Origin of the sequence: Ferrovibrio sp. (genome assembly GCF_046297595.1) — a bacterium.
GTDB lineage: Bacteria > Pseudomonadota > Alphaproteobacteria > Ferrovibrionales > Ferrovibrionaceae > Ferrovibrio.
In genome coordinates, this window is the sequence record NZ_JBKBHT010000004.1 from 38,009 (window position 1) to 54,315 (window position 16,307).

Below are 16,307 nucleotides of genomic sequence, written 5' to 3' on the forward strand. Positions count from 1 at the left end.
TACAAAAGGGGGGTTTGGTATATTCCACGGACTCGGCAAAACCCTGCCGGAAACAACAAAAACATCACCGGTTTTCCAGCCATGAAACTCACCATCGAGCGTGCCGTCCTGCTCACCGCCCTGAGCCACGTCCAGAGCGTGGTCGAGCGCCGCAACACGATCCCGATCCTGTCCAATGTGCTGCTGGAAGCCGAAGGCGACCGCCTGGCGCTCACCGCCACCGACCTCGACATCGCCGTGGTCGAGAAGCTGCCGGCCAAGGTGGCGCAGCCCGGCGCCACCACGGTGCCGGCCCACACCTTCTACGACATCGTGCGCAAGCTGCCCGAAGGCGCCGAGGTCGAACTGACCTACACGCCGGCTGAGCAGCGCCTCGATCTGCGCGCCGGCCGTTCCAGCTTCAAGCTGAGCTGCCTGCCCAAGGATGACTTCCCGGTGATGGCCGCCGGCGACCTGCCGCACAGCTTCATGCTGCCGGCCGAGCAGCTGCGTCGCCTGATCGACAAGACGCGCTTTGCCATCTCTACCGAAGAAACCCGTTATTACCTGAACGGCATCTATGTGCATGCCGCCAGCAGCGCCGGGGTGCCGATGCTGCGCGCTGTCGCCACCGATGGCCACCGCCTCGCTCGCGTCGAGGCACCGCTGCCGGCTGGTGCCGCCGGCATGCCCGGCGTGATCGTGCCGCGCAAGACGGTGAACGAACTGCGCAAGCTGCTGGAAGGTGGCGCGGCCGAGGCCAAGATCGAACTGAGCGATACCAAGATCCGCTTCGCCTTCGGCGATCTGGTGCTTGTATCCAAGCTGATCGACGGCGCTTTCCCGGAATACGAACGCGTCATTCCGCGCGACAACGACAAGGTGATGGAAGTCGACAGCAAGGCGTTTGCTGCCGCCGTCGACCGCGTCGCCACCATCTCGACCGAAAAAAGCCGTGCCGTGAAACTGTCGCTCAAGCCCGATGGCATCGAGCTGTCGGCCACCAGCCCGGACCAGGGCTCGGCCTCCGAACAGCTCACCGCGGCCTATAGCGCGAAGCCGATCGAGATCGGCTACAACTCGCGCTACCTGCTGGATATCGCCAGCCAGATCGAGGGCGAGAATGCCCGCTTCCTGCTGGCCGATGCACTGGCGCCCACCGTTGTCCGCGATCCCAGCGACGACGGCGCGCTGTATGTGCTGATGCCGATGCGAGTCTGAGTTTGGTGCGTAGCGCAGCCCTGGTTGCGGAACAGTCGTACGAAGGCGCGACAGCAGGCGGCACCGCCGTTCTTTCGCTCAGCCTGCGCGATTTCCGCAATTACGCCGAGCTGCATCTGCGCCTGAGCGGCCAGCCGGTGGTGCTGACCGGACCGAACGGGGCCGGGAAGACCAATATCCTGGAGGCGCTGTCCTTCTTCAGTCCCGGTCGCGGCCTGCGCCGCGCCAGATTGTCGGAAGTGAGCCGCGTTTCCGGCCAGCCCGCGCGACGTTGCTGGGTCGCCCATGCGGAACTGGCGACAGCCATCGGTCCGGTCGCCATCGGCACCGGTCTGGCGGAGGCTGTGGGCGACGAGGAACTGGCCGAACGCCGCATCGTGCGGATCAACGGCGAGCCGGCGGCCAGCGCCAACGGCCTGGCCGAGTATCTGGATGTGGTGTGGCTGACGCCGCAGATGGACCGTCTGTTCGTCGAGGGCTTGTCGACGCGCCGCCGGTTCATGGACCGGCTGGTTTATGGCCTGGATGGCGGGCATGCCCGCCAGGTAGCGGCGTTCGAGCGGGCGATGCGGGAACGCAATCGCCTGCTGAAGATGGGCGGGGCCGATCCGGCCTGGCTGGCGGCGCTGGAAAGCCAGATGGCCGAGCATGGCGTGGCCGTGGCGGCAGCGCGGCGCGAGGCCCTGGGGCGGATCGAGGCCGGCATGGCGCTGGCCACCGGGCCGTTTCCGCGGGCGCGACTGGCGGCGCAGGGCGTGATCGAGGCCTGGCTGGCCGACATGCCCGCGCTGGCGGCGGAGGAGAAATACCGGGCCGTACTGGCCGAGCGGCGCGGCATCGACCGCGAAGCCGGCGCGGCCACCGAAGGCCCGCATCGCAGCGACATGGCGGTGTGGCATGCGGAGAAGGACCAGCCGGCGGCGTTATGCTCCACCGGCGAGCAGAAGGCGCTGCTGATCGCCATCACGCTGGCCAATGCGCGGCTGATCCGCGCCCGCCGGCAGATGGCGCCGCTGATGCTGCTGGACGAGATTTCGGCGCATCTCGATGCCCGGCGTCGGGCGGCGCTGTATGAGGAATTGCTCGCGCTCGGCGGGCAGGTGTGGCTGACCGGCACCGATGACGACCTGTTCACAGGTCTGGCCGGCCAGGCGGAGTTTTTCACGGTGGCCGACGGCGTGGTGACGCCGCGTGCCGCCTTCAGTTGAGGCAGTGAGACCATGAGCGAAGCAGTGGCGCCGCGCGACGGTGAAAACGGCGAGAATTACGACTCCTCGGCAATTAAGGTGCTGAAGGGCCTGGATGCGGTGCGCAAGCGCCCGGGCATGTATATCGGCGATACCGATGACGGCACCGGCCTGCATCACATGGTCTACGAGGTGGTCGACAACGCCATCGACGAGGCCCTGGCCGGCTATTGCGACGAGGTCTATGTCGGCCTCAATCCCGATGGCTCCTGCACGGTGCGCGACAATGGCCGCGGCATCCCGGTAGACATCCATCCGGAAGAAGGCGTTTCGGCGGCGCAGGTCATCATGACCCAGCTGCATGCCGGCGGTAAGTTCGACCAGAATTCCTACAAGGTCTCGGGCGGCCTACATGGCGTCGGTGTGTCGGTGGTGAATGCGCTGTCCACCACGCTCGACCTGAAGATCTGGCGCGGCGGCAAGGCCTATGCCATGCGCTTCCGCCATGGCGATCCCGAAGCGTCGCTGGCCGAGGTGGGCGAAGCCGAGGGCAAACGCGGCACGGAAGTGACCTTCCTGCCGTCGACGGAAACCTTCACCAAGACCGAATTCGACTACGGCACGCTGGAGCATCGCCTGCGCGAACTGGCCTTCCTCAATAACGGTGTGAAGATCGTGCTGGAGGACATGCGCGGCGTGGAGCCAAAGCGCGTGGAGCTGCGCTACGAAGGCGGCGTCGAGGCTTTCGTGACCTATCTCGATCGCAACAAGACCCCGCTGCACAAGCCGCCGATCGCCATTCGCGGCGAGCGCGACGGCATCGGCATCGAAGTGGCGCTGGAATGGAACGACGGCTACCACGAGACGATGCTGTGCTTCACCAACAACATCCCGCAACGCGATGGCGGCACGCATCTAGCCGGTTTCCGCGGCGCGCTCACGCGCTGCATCAACGGTTACGCCAATGAAAGCGGCATCGCCAAGAAGGAGAAGGTGTCGCTGACCGGCGACGACGCGCGCGAGGGCCTGACCTGCGTGCTGTCGGTGAAGGTGCCGGATCCGAAATTCTCGTCGCAGACCAAGGACAAGCTCGTGTCGTCGGAAGTGCGCCCGGCGGTGGAAAGCCTGGTCAACGAATTGCTGGCCTCCTGGTTCGAGGAGCATCCGACCGATGCGCGCCAGATCGTCGGCAAGGTGGTGGAAGCCGCCGCCGCCCGCGAGGCCGCCCGCAAGGCCCGCGAACTGACGCGGCGCAAGGGCGCGCTGGATATCTCCTCGCTGCCGGGCAAGCTGGCGGATTGCCAGGAACGCGATCCGGCCAAGGCCGAACTCTTCCTCGTCGAGGGTGACTCGGCGGGCGGTTCGGCCAAGCAGGGCCGCAACCGCGCCTTCCAGGCCGTGCTGCCGCTGCGCGGCAAGATCCTCAATGTCGAGCGCGCGCGCTTCGACAAGATGCTCTCCTCGCAGGAAATCGGCACGCTGATCACCGCCCTGGGCACCGGCATCGGCCATGACGATTTCGACCCGGCCAAACTGCGCTACCACAAGATCATCATCATGACCGACGCCGACGTGGACGGCGCGCATATCCGCACCCTGCTGCTCACCTTCTTCTTCCGCCAGATGAAGCCGCTGATCGATGCCGGGCATCTCTATATCGCCCAGCCGCCGCTTTATAAGGTCAAGCGCGGCCAGTCCGAACGGTACCTGAAGGACGAGGCGGCGCTGGAGGATTTCCTGATCAACGAGGGCATCGAGAATGCCGTGCTGCGCCTGCATGACGACAGCCAGCGCGCCGGCCCAGACCTCAAGCTGCTGCTCGACCATGCCCGCATGGCCAAGGCCCTGCTGACCGCGATCGGCAAGCGCTACAATCCCTGGATCGTCGAACAGGCCGCCATCCTGGGCATGCTGGTGCCCGAAGTGGTGACCGATCCGGCCAAGGCAGGCCCGGCGGCCGAGGCGCTGGCGAAACGCCTGAACGCCCTGACACCCGAACTGGAGCGCGGCTGGGTCTGCGAGCCGGCCGGCGAGGGGGCGATGAGCGTGAAGCGCAGCCTGCGCGGCTATACCGAAGGCTATCTGCTGGATGCCCAGCTGTTCCGCTCGGCCGAGGCGCGCAAGCTGAACGAGATGGCCGCCGAGTTGCAGGCCACCTATCTGCGGCCGGCCGAGTTGCGCCGCAAGGACGAAGTGCATCCGGTGCAGGGCCCGCTCGACCTGCTCGAGCGCGTGCAGGCCATCGGCCGCCGCGGCATCACCATGCAGCGCTACAAGGGCCTGGGCGAGATGAACCCCGACCAGCTGTGGGAGACCACGCTGGATCCGGAAGCGCGCAGCCTGCTGCAGGTGAAGGTCGACCACGCCGAGGATGCCGACAACGTGTTCGAGACCCTGATGGGGGATGTGGTGGAACCCCGCCGCGACTTCATCCAGAGCAACGCACTGAACGTCGTCAATCTGGATATCTGAGCGGTGTACTTTCTAAATTGCTTTGTAAGTCTTCCAATTTATTTTGGCAGGCTTTCTAGTTTATTTTGTCGCTAAACGGTGGGCGCTGTGTGTGCGCATGCTCGTTCGGACTAACAGCGCGATCTGTGGTCTTCCGACTACGAATGCTAGGGTACAAGTCAGATCGCCGTGTTTTCCGTTCTTCCTGGCAGGGCGGCCATAGCATTCGGAAGGAACCATGGGAGCGAATGCGGGGGTGGGTAGTTTCCTGCCTGTAAGCGATTGATTGGGATTAATAATTATTTTTCGCTGCCGAGCCCACGACCCTGTTGACTATGTTAATTTTTTCAGCCACATTTGTGGTTGAGAAAATTATCACGAGGTCGATGGATGCGTCCGGACCATATCGCTGAATTAATCATTGATGACCCGCAAGAGGTCCGCCACTTCCTCGAGGCTATGGACCTCTCGGTAGACAGTGTCTTGCTGATCCGGGATGCAGCCCATATCCATTTGGTTGATACCAGCCCCCTGATGGCACTGAACGCTGCCGGGACGCTCGCATATCACTATGGCGTGCTCGAAACCCGTATCCAGTTCTTGGGAAAGAATTGGGAAATTACTCGCGCCGGCGGTATCGAGGCTATCTTTAACCCTGCGAAGAACATCAAACTCGGCTACCAGAACGTCGATGTTGCATGTGTGCGGGGAACCGACCCGCAGCCTCGGACCGAAAAGGGGGCTGGGGCTGAACGCGAATGCGCGGGCAACCTCTTCGAATACTTTAACGTGGCGGCTCCCAAATTGGTGGTCCCACCGAAAGGTATGGTCCAGGTCTTCTACGTAATGGTCGACGAACGCGGTGCAGTCGAAGTATCGAGGCCCGTAATCGAGGCTGGCTCGTTCACTGGTATGATCGTGCGAGCTTTCGTTTCCGATGGCTCGGATCTCGACAAGGTGGCGATCACTCCTGCTGGTGGTTTGGACGCACCGGCAGACAACTTTGACGTCCCAGTCATCAGGCGACAGTAGTAGTCATGTTCAATCGGAAGCGTTTAACCCTCGCTCGGGAACGACGGGGGCTCACAGGGATTCAACTGGCGGAGCGCAGTGGAATAACTGCCATCACTATCTCTCGTCTTGAGAGTGGCCAGACTAAACAGCCCGACGACGACACTGCAAACCGTCTCGCAGATGCTCTGGAATACCCTGTTAGCTTCTTTTTTAAAGTCGAGCCCGAAGAGCTCGACGCCGAGATCGTCAGTTTTCGCAGTCTCAAGAAAATGAATGCGAAAGAGCGTAATGCTGCCCTCTGGGCCGGTTCTCTAGGGCTCGAGATCTACGACTGGATTGAGAACGAATATCAGCTTCCTACGCCGTCTATTCCGGATTTGCGTGGTAACGACGATCCGGAAAATGCGGCCCGCCTTGTGCGGCAAGAATGGGGGCTCGGCGACAGACCTATTGGGAATGTGCTGCGCTTGCTCGAATCAAAAGGTGTTCGTGTTTTATCGTTGGAAGAGCAGAATAAGAATGTTGATGCATTCTCGTTCTGGAGAAACGGAAAACCATTCGTGTTTCTCAATACTTTTAAGTCTGCGGAACACAGCATTTTCGATTGTGGGCATGAGTTGGGACATCTTGTTTTGCATAAACATGGTGATCCTAAGCCGACGAAATCTGCTGAAGTTGAAGCAAACCGGTTTGCTTCTGCCTTTCTAATGCCTGCGCATGATATTCGAGCGGCTATTCCGCGCCGAATGATAAGCCCAAATCTAGTCATCGAGGCGAAGTCGAGGTGGAAAGTATCAGCGATGGCGTTGACCGTTCGCCTCAACCAGGTAGGCTTGTTAAGCGACTGGCAATACAGATCCCTGTGCATTGAGTTAGGTAAACTGGGGTATCGCACGTCGGAAAAAATTGGTGTGGAACGCGAGAAATCTGCCGTATGGCAACAAGTACTTGCTGATCTTTGGCGGAAGCGGCTCACAAAGGAAGACATCGGAAAACAACTTCATATCCCGCATGATGAAGTTGAGCGTTTAGTGTTCCGCTTGGCTGGTGATGTGAACCGGCCTTCGTCGGGTAAGCCAAGTTTAAAGGTTGCGTCCTGATTCGCGAGACGCTAAACGCGGAAGTTTTAAGGATTCAGTTGGTGCTTGAGAGCCCTAGACTTGATTCCGATTTATCAGGTCGTGGTGCCGTGGCACCTTTTGTATTTCATTTCAGATCCGCACCAACAAGGGTCATTTCGGCCCGGCCGTTTAGTCGTCTTGCGGGTATCAACCCCAGTTAATTTCTTTAGTGCTCCGCGCGGAGGGGCGCTATAGCCAAGGCGTTCAGTACCTGCTGCGATTCGTTCGATTGCGGCGGCACGTTCACGCAGCATCGCTTGTTCCTCTGCAGAAACCGCGTACTGTTCTAGTGACACGACTTCTCGTCGCGCCGCAGTAAGTTGATGGTTCCAAGCGAGCACTATCGCATAAATACTCCTTACATGAAGTATCAGGTCAGTGAGATGATTGTCCCTCATAGTGGGCAAAACATGGTCTTCCATTATTTCTAGAGCGCCAGCCGGCTGAGCCATTAAAACTAAGAAGTCGTCTACAGCTTCCAAACCCGTGATAACAATTGACCTGGCGGCCGCACCCAGACCATAAAATTTCATGGCAGTGATGCGCCTTAGCAATGGAGGTTGGCCGGCCGCTACTGAAGCGGAGCACCAAAGCGCCAGGCAGTCGGCGAGCCGTTTCAGATCAGATTTATCGACGCCTTCTGGTAGTATGGATAAAAGGCCGCGTTGCGTCTTTCCAAAAGTGTCGCGTTCCAAAATTCCAAGAGTGGAAAAATAACTCTGAATGAGAAAGTTTGTGATCGACACGACTTTCTTAAAACGACCTAGTCGGAACAACGCCACTGCATAATTGTATCGAACAATCCGTTTCTCAGAATCGCTAAGGCTAAGTCCAGATATTGAATGGTACGCAGTTTCAACCTTTTTTGTCTCTTTATGAGACGACCAATAAATCATCTGTTTAAAGCAAAGATTGAGTTTCTCTCGTTTTCCAAGATCCCCAGAAATAAGCAATTCTTCCATAACTTTGAGATGTGATAACTCGGGAACCCCTCCATCTCGACTGTCCCAATACGTCAGCCCATCATAAGCCCAGAAACGATCCAGAGCAGGGCGAGAGCCATCTTCTGCAACAAGCACCAATTCCTGCCTGAGCGTCCTGGGATCACCTTGTTCGTGAAACATCTCATCAGAGGCAAGATCTGCTAGAACTTCGGGGCGCCCCAATCTGGGGAACAGACTTAATAAAAAGCCCATTCGCCCAACGTCCCTTTCCGACATTAAGCTAGCAGTGAGATCAATAGTTAGCTGCTCAAGAAATTCGCGCTCTTGGCCCTCTCTGAGAAGATTCCGGCAGTCGATCGCCAATGGTCGCAGAGCATCATGGAGGCTAATGCGGTTGGCTCGAGTGACGATAATGATGGACTTCCTGCGCATGCTTCGGATGGAAGCAGCAGCAGAAGTATGGGTTAAACCGGCACGTGTTGTGGCTCGAATTATCTCATCCACAGTGAGGGGAACCTCAGAGAAACTCAGCAGACCTGCTACTGCTTTCTCGTCTGGAGAAAGGTTCTCAAATAGTTGTTCGAGAATTAGTTCCTGCGCAGTGGATTGCGCGTGGAGCCTCCTCTAAATTGCATCACAAAAAGCGGTGACATTCCCTCCGCAATCTCGTACCGCAATGTGAGCGGCGTTGGTGACATACAACGGCAGTCCACCAGTGAGTTTTTTTACCCTTAATGTCTCCTCGATACTTGCGGGCGCGCCGATACCTCTGAATTCAGCTGCGATATCGTCTGTAGACCAACCTTTCAGATGTTCGACAGACACTGCTAAAACTGCTTCAAGCACGGCTGACCCGGTCCAAGGTTGACCTAGGCAAAGGAAGCGAATGTTTGGTGCGACATCGATAATTGACCGAACGGTCTGTGGGTCAAGAAGATGAATATTGTCGATGACTACACACACATTCGCATTCTGATTTATCAAAGCAGCGGCACAGGCCCTCAGCACGTTCAATCCAGTTGACTCGGCGAATAGGGCCGCTCCAATACCGGCCTTCTTACCACCAAGGAAGCGGGCCGCTAACTCTCTGGCGATATTGTTAGGAACGGCCGCCGACGGAATATCGCGGACGTCAATATATGCGAGTGGGTATGGGCAATGTAACGCAGCCTGTGAAGCCCAAGAAGTTTTTCCAGAACCCGAGAAGCCGAGAATAAGTCGAAAATGGGAATCAGTGACCAGGGGGGGCTCATCGATTTGCGGGCGATACGATTCCGGTGGCTCGGGAAAATCGTGTAGCTGCGATACGAGCTGCTCCAACAAGGCGGGTAGCTGAGTCCCATCAATAGTTCGCCCTACTTCGCCGACTGCGGTTTCCAAGATCTTTGCTGCAAGCTTCCAGACAAGGGTTTCGCTGGGCAGTGAGGCAAGGGGAATCTTGTTGGCTGCTTCGATGCACCATTTAACGGCTTCATTGACTGTCGCCCATGCCGGCGGCACCTCAGTAGAAGGCGAATTTGGAGTGAGTATGGATACATTGGAGGGCCAGGCTGGGCTCTTTATATCTTCAGCCAAACTGGAGGTTGGTTCAGTGTTCGAAACAATAAAGAGAAAAGGCGTTGAGGCGCGTTCTCCAGAGTCATGCCTCTCAGAGATTTTCTTGAATCTTTCGAGTGCCGAGGAAACGTCCGCCCTTTGCAGTAGGGCAGTACGTGTCTTGACCTGAATGTAGAGGGTGCGATCAGGGAATAGAACTTCAATATCTTCGTCATTTTCGACCCTGATTGATGCCATCTTCTCGCGGGCCAGGGTCAATACGCAAGCAACACCATAAAGGTGTTGGTAAAGAAAGCTGCGGTGCATGGCGCTGATGCGGCGAACTTGATCATCATCAAGTGGTCTTATGTCGTGAGGTTTTGACACTGCTTTTAGTGATTGTTGGCGATTTTGCGTAAATGCAGAGGATTAAGAAGTGCGTTGATGTGTGGCGGTAGACTTTAAGGTGTCTCGATAATTTAGATGCGGAGAGCCGCAAGGTGGCTTTGATGCGAAGGCTGTTTGAATCGCGACCAGTCTACTCAGCCAGTACAAAACCAGAAGCAAGTCGTTAGCCTGTAGGGACAGGGTACCGGCGGATCAACGAGACAACAACAAGATCTCCATCCCACATACTTTTTTGCATTTAGGATGTAGGCGGACTTTGCGCCTGTCTATTTGGGTCGTTTCAGGTCAATCAGTGCACGCCGGCGCCTATGAGATGCGTGAGTGTAGGTGCCGGCTATCGAAAATTCTGGCCGCAATAATGGTGCGGCCGTCTCAGGTGCAGGACAAAGTATAGGCCGCTTTATTCGGGGGGGCTTTGACGGTGTGGCCTGGACCGCGGGCATTGTCGATCCTGGAATACCCGATGCGGCCGGACTGGCACCTGATTGCTGCACAGGAGCAGGTGAAGGCGATGGAGGCGGGTTAGGGGTTTGCGTCGTAAAAATTGCATACGCTAAACCGAATACCGCTAGACAGCTGACGCCAGATACCCAAAAGAATGTCTTCTCTGCTGTGCCGGTCGGCGCTGTCACCATCTCCTTGAATTCTTTGGCAGGTAGGAAGCGATAAAGCTTAGCCTGCCATTCCTTCCGAAGTGTCCGCTGCAACAAAATGAATTGCACACCTGAAAAACAAATCGAAACAACATAGACCACCACGACGGCCATCACCCATCGCAGTAGATTGACGTCCATGCTGGTTGTGAATCGAGCGACAATCAAACCAATGCCTACGGCAATTGCGCCGGCCAACGAGGTAATGAGCTGGCGGGTCGTATCATTTACCTTAACGATGTCGTCAGTGACAGACTTTCGCAAATCGCCAAGCGCCTTGAGCGTGTCGCGGCTGACCTCAGAAACCGACATCTGATATGCGACCCGCGCACCTTCGTGTGCGGCGAACACATGGTCTTTGATGCAGTTGAGCGTGCTGTCGGTATTCCCGGCGGATCTAGCAAGCTCATTCGAGAGGAAGATGTGACGCTGCTCTGCTTCCCGTTCGTTTTCGAATATCCATGCTACAGTTTCCTGCAGCTCTTTGAAAGCTTCGGCACCGATAGCATCAGCAGCGTCGTCATACGCATCAGGAGGCGTGAGGGCTAGACGCGGCGGTCCTTTGAATTTTAACCTGCCGGTATCGACCTCAATTTCATCCGGCAATGCCAGCACCAGCGCGCGAATCGATGCATCGGCCCAGACCTTGAACGCCGGGTCATTCATGCGGATGCCCTTGATATCGGTCATCAGCCAAGGGCGAATATCTTCAGGGACGGAGCGCTCTGCACCGTACTCTCGAACAAGTTGCCTTGGGCTTTTTGTCGCCAAGCTGGGCTGGAAAACGACATCCGACTCCCACGGCCGCAACAGGCGGCCTTGTGTTAAAATATCTGTACGCAGACGTGCGACATTCCAGATCGTGTGGGGGTTGCCGGTCTTCAAGAATGCCTTGAGCGCAATATTCGTTAGGATCTGCAGGCCGCCAGCGGCAGGTTGCGGCTTACTGATGACAATTCGAAATGGCGCAATGTGTTCGTCGAGCTCATGACGCTCCCATGGCGTGTTCGCGCCATCAAAAACACGTGCTTGGCAGCCTGCCGCATCTGATGCACCAAGGACCGCACGTGCGTCGGCCAGCTGTAGGCTCGACACCGTAACTGTATCTGCTGTCTCGACCAGAAAGGCCGGTTCTTCGGCCTTTAATCGGTCAAGCAATTCTGCGAGTGCTATCACGGACAACGGTGTCTTCCTCGATACGCGCCGTTCGAATGGTGATTGTTTCACTGCCGTCAGGACGCCTGTTGCGCTCGACGGTACCTTCGGCCCCCTCATCGGGATAAATCAGTAGAACGCCTTCGGCGGTCCTGACCTTGCGTTGCGGCGGGCGGCGCAGCACGTTGCGATCGGGCCGGAATGCCAAGCCATCCAGCTTCATCTGCTGCATCTTTTTCAAGACCCTGTTCTGCATTCTCACGCGGAGGTCTTCGTCATCTGGTGCGCCAGCAGCAGCTATGATGGCCTCCCCGATCGCCTCTTCGGTAATCTGATGTCTGTCGCGCAGATTACCGACGGCTCGTGTAATGGCACCAGCGACGTCGCGGCCAGGCAGTACGTCCTGAAACTCCGAAAGCGTCTTGCGCAACAGCTCTTTTACCGCCGTGCTCAACTCCTGGTCGCTCCGAGACCGCTTCACCCCCAAAAATCGCTCGAAGTAGTCGCTGATTTCCGGTGACGGGCGAACGCGGTCAGCAGCAGAGACCATCGGGTCAGCAGCACCGTTCACTACGCGTATCAGCGCGGCCTTTTGGATGGAGCGTTTGTCGTCCGTAAAGGCGTGGACAATACGGCGCAAGTTGCCCTCGGCATCATCCTGCTCGATGGCTTCTCGGTAGTCATATTTAATCAGGCTATAGATGGTGACGCCGGGGACATCACATTCGAGTTCGAAAATGAAGAATGCCCCATCGCGGCTGGCAGTCACATGGAGCAGAGAGAACTGGCGGGACAATGCCTGGGCGCCGGCCTCAAACGTCACCGGATTTCCTGCCATCGCGACCAGTTGGTCACGGGTGCCGGAATCATCCTTGAACTGAAAGATGGGGGCGACGTCCGTGTCCCGGATGCGGTTAATGAAGAACTCGTCGTGCACCACGTCCCTGGCTTCTTTTGGCTCGAAGTCAGCCTCACCGCCGACGACGTGCAAGATCATGCTACGAATCCGCAGCGAGCGGTTTTCTTCCTCTGTCAGGAATCCCACTTCAAGCCTCCCCATATGCCTATTCGGCGACTGCCAACCACCCGTTGGCCATGTCGCCCGCGTCATTCGCATGCCGAGTGACAGCATTTGGGTCTACTCTCTCAGGAGGAGCTAAACAACTTGTTGTAGTTTTCTACTATTATAGAACAAAACAAGAAAATAAGCAAAATAGTCTGATAATCCGCGCCTAAAGTTCGCTTGTGGGTGCCACAATCAGCGTGGGCGGCCATCGGCAATTACAACCGTATGCAAAGGCTAGGTTGCGCAAATCCTATGGACGCGCATGCCCCTGATGCTCAAGCATTCACTTTTATAGGGGCGTGGGACGTCTGATGGTGAAGCTCAGGGAATGGAGCGGTGGCGAGCCGCAGGAAGTCGTGAAGGTCAGTCACGCCGGTCTAGGCGACGGCCGTGTGAGGCTCGCCTATGGGATGCGGCCCGACGGAACCATGGCGCATATCAAGCTGGTCGCGAACGGCAGGGCATGTGGGTGCGTATGTTCGGCCTGCAAGCGCGAGTTGGTCGCCTACCATCCCGAGCGAATAGCGCATCACTTCAAGCATGCTGCAAACCTGAAGCGGGAATGCAAGTACGCACGAGAGTCGGCGATGCACCGATATGCTAAGCAGCTTTTGGAGCGAGAGAAGCGTCTGCTGCTGACGGGGCTAGATGTCGAGGTGGATGGATATTCCCGTACGGTCATCAAGGAGGGAATCTTCGTTTTCGATACCGTTCGGCTCGAGGAACATCTAGTTGACATCGTCCCAGACGTCATTCTGACCAAGGGTGATCGCGAGCTGTATGTGGAAATTTCCGTTACGCACCCCTGTGACGCCGAGAAAATACAGAAGATTGAGCGCCGTGGTATTTCCACACTCGAAATCGACCTCAGCGGTTATGCGTATTCAGATAATCAGGCCGAAGTTGATGACATCATCCTTCATAAGGCTCCCCGGCGCTGGGTGTATCACCGGAACGAGGAAAGCATTCGGATCAAGCTTCAAGGCGATATAGAAGCCAGGAAGGCAGTCGAGGCCGAAAAGTACCGTCGGATGGTGCTAAAAGGCCTCCAGGGCTGGGTTCCACAAAATGCCAATGACTGGCGCAACAGCGCCTATGTACGAAACTGCATCGAAGCAGACCTGGAAGAGTATATCGGCCATCCCATTGAAGGCGATCAGTGCTTTCGCATGTCACCTCGGCTGTGGCAAGCCATGCTGCTCGCTGGCCGGATAGTGCCGCACAAACCGTATGCATCTCGCCACAACGGCATAAATCTGTTCAAAGCCGGCCTTTGGTTGGCGGAAAATCGAGCGATACAACACGGTCTGCTCGTCGCCCCCAATGCCGAAGATCTTGCAATTTTAAAGATGGAAAGACCCCACTACCGCCCACCAATCGAGATTATTCTGCAATACGTTCGCTTCTTAGAAAAACACAAGCTGGTTCATATGCCCCGATCATTTCCAATGATTTGTGTCATCAGCGACGAACTTACTTTCCGTGTCGAGAACGCCGTGCAAGAGAGAAAGCAGAAAAAGGCAAATGCTGAATATCTAAATGACGCCATTCGTAAGCTCACGCCATTTGTTATGAATGAGTACCCACTTTTTAGTTTTGCAGAGTGGAAGATGGTTATTCAGGACAGATTCGATGCGTCCTTTGCGCAGGCATTAGAGGACACCTCTTTGTTCCAGCGGATGGCGCGAAAGCTCGAAGCCGTTGTCGAGATGGTAGAAGAGCGAAGGACAATAGCAAAGAATCTACTAGGGCTGCCTTTGGAACAGGAAGCCAAAGTGGTGTCTGAACAGATTGAGGCGGCGCGCGAAAAGGCCGCGCAGCAAGAGATGCTCATGACCAATGCTAGGATTGAGGCAACGATAAATTATGCCGAGAAGTGGCTGAAGAATGGTGCTATCTGGGTGCGAGAGAAGCAGGAAATATTTGGAGGAAAATCAGCCGCCGAGTATGCAGCGGAAAGCGCTGATACTCTACCACGCATAGAACGTGAAGTGCATAGGCTGCGGGCCCTACAGGTTAATGAAGACGCGGAGCTATTTCATAAGGAGCAGGTCCGGCGGTACTATCAGAACTTACTCCGAGCTGCAGTGATGAGCACAATACATGAGGCGGATCGGGACTTGTTCCTGAATACTACCCGTCCGGAGCTGGGCATGAAACCAGCCGACTATGTCGTGGATGAGCCAACGTTCAGTCGTGTCAAAACTATCTTGATGATGCTTAGCACTAGAAACAGGCGCCCTATGGTCAGTAGACGTCATCGGAGATTTTGAGGTTCAGGCTCCCGCGAGGCATATTTGACATCCGCCACTTAGAATGCCCATCTATCTCTGGCGCACTCATTCCTTGGAGGGCGGAGGCCGTCGGGTAGTACCGGCGGCAGCCGACGGTCTGCGCACGTCCTATCTATCTGGTCTTGAGTAATAGTGGCCATGTCAGATCCATTTCCGAAATTCGCACCAGATATATCGGCATAGGAAAGATTGGCGCCGTCAAACTTCGCATGCCGTAGGTCTGCGCGAACTAAGACGGCCATACTCAGGTCCGCATCATCAAAACGGGCGGACCGAAGGTCTGCGTTGGTAAATCTTGCAGCAATAAGGTTGGCTCCAGAGAATCTGACTCCAAAGTATTTCCGATGATATGAGAAGGGAAGTGGTGTTTCGTCTCGTGGGTCTACTGGCTCGGACTTCTGCTCGATTTTTACCGGCCTGATCTCCAACTTATTACCTACATCCGGATTATTGAATGCTATCAACAGCGCCCCTGACATCTCAGCTTTGGAAAAATTAGCGTTCATAAAATGCCCATACGAAAGATTTGCACCATGCATGCTGGCTTCAACGAAGCTGGACTCATCTGCAATTGCTCCACGCATATTAATTCTGTCCAGGTAGGCTCTATCCATCTTAAGTCCGCGCATAATGGCGCCATCTTTTACCAGTCGCTCCAAGGCGGCAATTTGCCCTCCATTCCCTTCCCGACCAGATTGCATGTTTACAAGTGTCCAAGCTTGAAAGCGGGCAGCTTCATCAGCTGATCTCTGATCTTTGGCGTAAGTGTAAAAGAAAGCAGTAGCTGCTATCGCTGCACTAACCCAACCTACAGTTTGACCGAATCGAACAACGAGTCTGATAAATACGTTATTCTCAAAGAAATCTAATATCCGGCTCAACATTGTGGTCTTTCTCCATACGTATAGGCCTTCGTGGCCACCTTCATTTGTCCCGATGACCTATGGGCCAGCACGGCACCTCAGCTAGACGCATCGCGGAATGCGGGCACTGTCGAGTAGTGCCGATCGCAAACGCCCTAGGCAGCGTTAATAAAATAATGTGAAAAACTTTATCGCACGAATGTTTTCGCGTGCCGGCGAGCCATGAATTAGAATCCGATCCATATCGAGTCTATTGGAAGACGAAGATATGGGCACTTCAACGGAATCGAATGTCGACTTGCAGGCGTTCCTTGTGGGCCTTCTCAAGGAAGGCCCGCCACAGCCTGCTCCGCCGATCTGCCTGGAACCTGTAAGACGGTTTTGGGGTGCAGGTGATAGAGGGGGCGAACCTGCA

The 16,307-nt window shown here is 56.4% G+C and carries 11 protein-coding genes; 6 read left to right on the plus strand and 5 right to left on the minus strand.

The window, feature by feature from the left end:
- Window positions 1-81: 81 nt before the first annotated feature.
- From dnaN to ACK4FJ_RS12175, 5 genes are all read left to right on the plus strand, one after another.
- Window positions 82-1,200, plus strand: coding sequence for a DNA polymerase III subunit beta (dnaN, locus tag ACK4FJ_RS12155; protein ID WP_409740146.1), 1,119 nt, complete (start codon window positions 82-84; stop codon window positions 1,198-1,200).
- Window positions 1,201-1,205: 5 nt separating this feature from the next.
- On the plus strand, window positions 1,206-2,408 hold the full coding sequence (gene recF / locus ACK4FJ_RS12160) for a DNA replication/repair protein RecF (RefSeq protein ID WP_409766816.1): 1,203 nt from the start codon (window positions 1,206-1,208) through the stop codon (window positions 2,406-2,408).
- 12 nt (window positions 2,409-2,420) lie between these two features.
- On the plus strand, window positions 2,421-4,859 hold the full coding sequence (gene gyrB, locus ACK4FJ_RS12165; protein WP_409766819.1) for a DNA topoisomerase (ATP-hydrolyzing) subunit B: 2,439 nt from the start codon (window positions 2,421-2,423) through the stop codon (window positions 4,857-4,859).
- 369 nt (window positions 4,860-5,228) lie between these two features.
- Window positions 5,229-5,870 (plus strand): hypothetical protein, encoded by a 642-nt coding sequence (locus ACK4FJ_RS12170; RefSeq protein WP_409766821.1) that lies wholly within the window; start codon window positions 5,229-5,231, stop codon window positions 5,868-5,870.
- Between the two features lie 5 nt (window positions 5,871-5,875).
- Window positions 5,876-6,952 (plus strand): helix-turn-helix domain-containing protein, encoded by a 1,077-nt coding sequence (locus ACK4FJ_RS12175; protein WP_409766823.1) that lies wholly within the window; start codon window positions 5,876-5,878, stop codon window positions 6,950-6,952.
- Window positions 6,953-7,026: 74 nt separating this feature from the next.
- Here the strand turns inward: ACK4FJ_RS12175 and ACK4FJ_RS12180 are convergent, their stop codons facing one another.
- The 4 genes from ACK4FJ_RS12180 to ACK4FJ_RS12195 form a co-directional block, all read right to left on the minus strand.
- Window positions 7,027-8,349, minus strand: a complete 1,323-nt coding sequence (locus tag ACK4FJ_RS12180; protein ID WP_409766825.1) for a YecA family protein — start codon at window positions 8,347-8,349, stop codon at window positions 7,027-7,029.
- A gap of 192 nt (window positions 8,350-8,541) precedes the next feature.
- A complete protein-coding gene (locus tag ACK4FJ_RS12185) occupies window positions 8,542-9,840 on the minus strand; it encodes a hypothetical protein (protein WP_409766827.1) in 1,299 nt (432 codons plus the stop codon).
- 287 nt (window positions 9,841-10,127) lie between these two features.
- Window positions 10,128-11,696, minus strand: a complete 1,569-nt coding sequence (locus tag ACK4FJ_RS12190) for a hypothetical protein (RefSeq protein WP_409766829.1) — start codon at window positions 11,694-11,696, stop codon at window positions 10,128-10,130.
- Window positions 11,665-12,714 carry a hypothetical protein gene (locus ACK4FJ_RS12195; protein ID WP_409766831.1) on the minus strand — a complete coding sequence of 350 codons (1,050 nt, stop codon included), beginning with the start codon at window positions 12,712-12,714 and terminating at the stop codon, window positions 11,665-11,667. Before ACK4FJ_RS12195 ends, ACK4FJ_RS12190 begins: the two co-directional genes overlap by 32 nt.
- A 332-nt stretch (window positions 12,715-13,046) precedes the next feature.
- Between ACK4FJ_RS12195 and ACK4FJ_RS12200 the strand changes: the two genes are divergently transcribed.
- Entirely contained in the window at window positions 13,047-15,008 is a 1,962-nt protein-coding gene (locus ACK4FJ_RS12200) for a hypothetical protein (protein ID WP_409766833.1), read from the plus strand.
- Window positions 15,009-15,046: 38 nt separating this feature from the next.
- Here the strand turns inward: ACK4FJ_RS12200 and ACK4FJ_RS12205 are convergent, their stop codons facing one another.
- The gene (locus ACK4FJ_RS12205; RefSeq protein ID WP_409766835.1) at window positions 15,047-15,913 is read right to left on the minus strand and encodes a pentapeptide repeat-containing protein; all 867 of its coding nucleotides are present in this window, start codon (window positions 15,911-15,913) and stop codon (window positions 15,047-15,049) included.
- Between the last annotated feature and the right edge of the window lie 394 nt (window positions 15,914-16,307).

Bases quoted from the DNA above. Each gene is read 5' to 3' on its own strand.
- dnaN (WP_409740146.1), top strand. From the start codon at position 82: ATGAAACTCACCATCGAGCGTGCCGTCCTGCTCACCGCCCTGAGCCAC.
- gyrB (WP_409766819.1), top strand. From the start codon at position 2,421: ATGAGCGAAGCAGTGGCGCCGCGCGACGGTGAAAACGGCGAGAATTAC.
- ACK4FJ_RS12170 (WP_409766821.1), top strand. From the start codon at position 5,229: ATGCGTCCGGACCATATCGCTGAATTAATCATTGATGACCCGCAAGAG.
- ACK4FJ_RS12175 (WP_409766823.1), top strand. From the start codon at position 5,876: ATGTTCAATCGGAAGCGTTTAACCCTCGCTCGGGAACGACGGGGGCTC.
- ACK4FJ_RS12180 (WP_409766825.1), bottom strand. From the start codon at position 8,349: ATGCGCAGGAAGTCCATCATTATCGTCACTCGAGCCAACCGCATTAGC.
- ACK4FJ_RS12200 (WP_409766833.1), top strand. From the start codon at position 13,047: ATGGTGAAGCTCAGGGAATGGAGCGGTGGCGAGCCGCAGGAAGTCGTG.
- ACK4FJ_RS12205 (WP_409766835.1), bottom strand. From the start codon at position 15,913: ATGTTGAGCCGGATATTAGATTTCTTTGAGAATAACGTATTTATCAGA.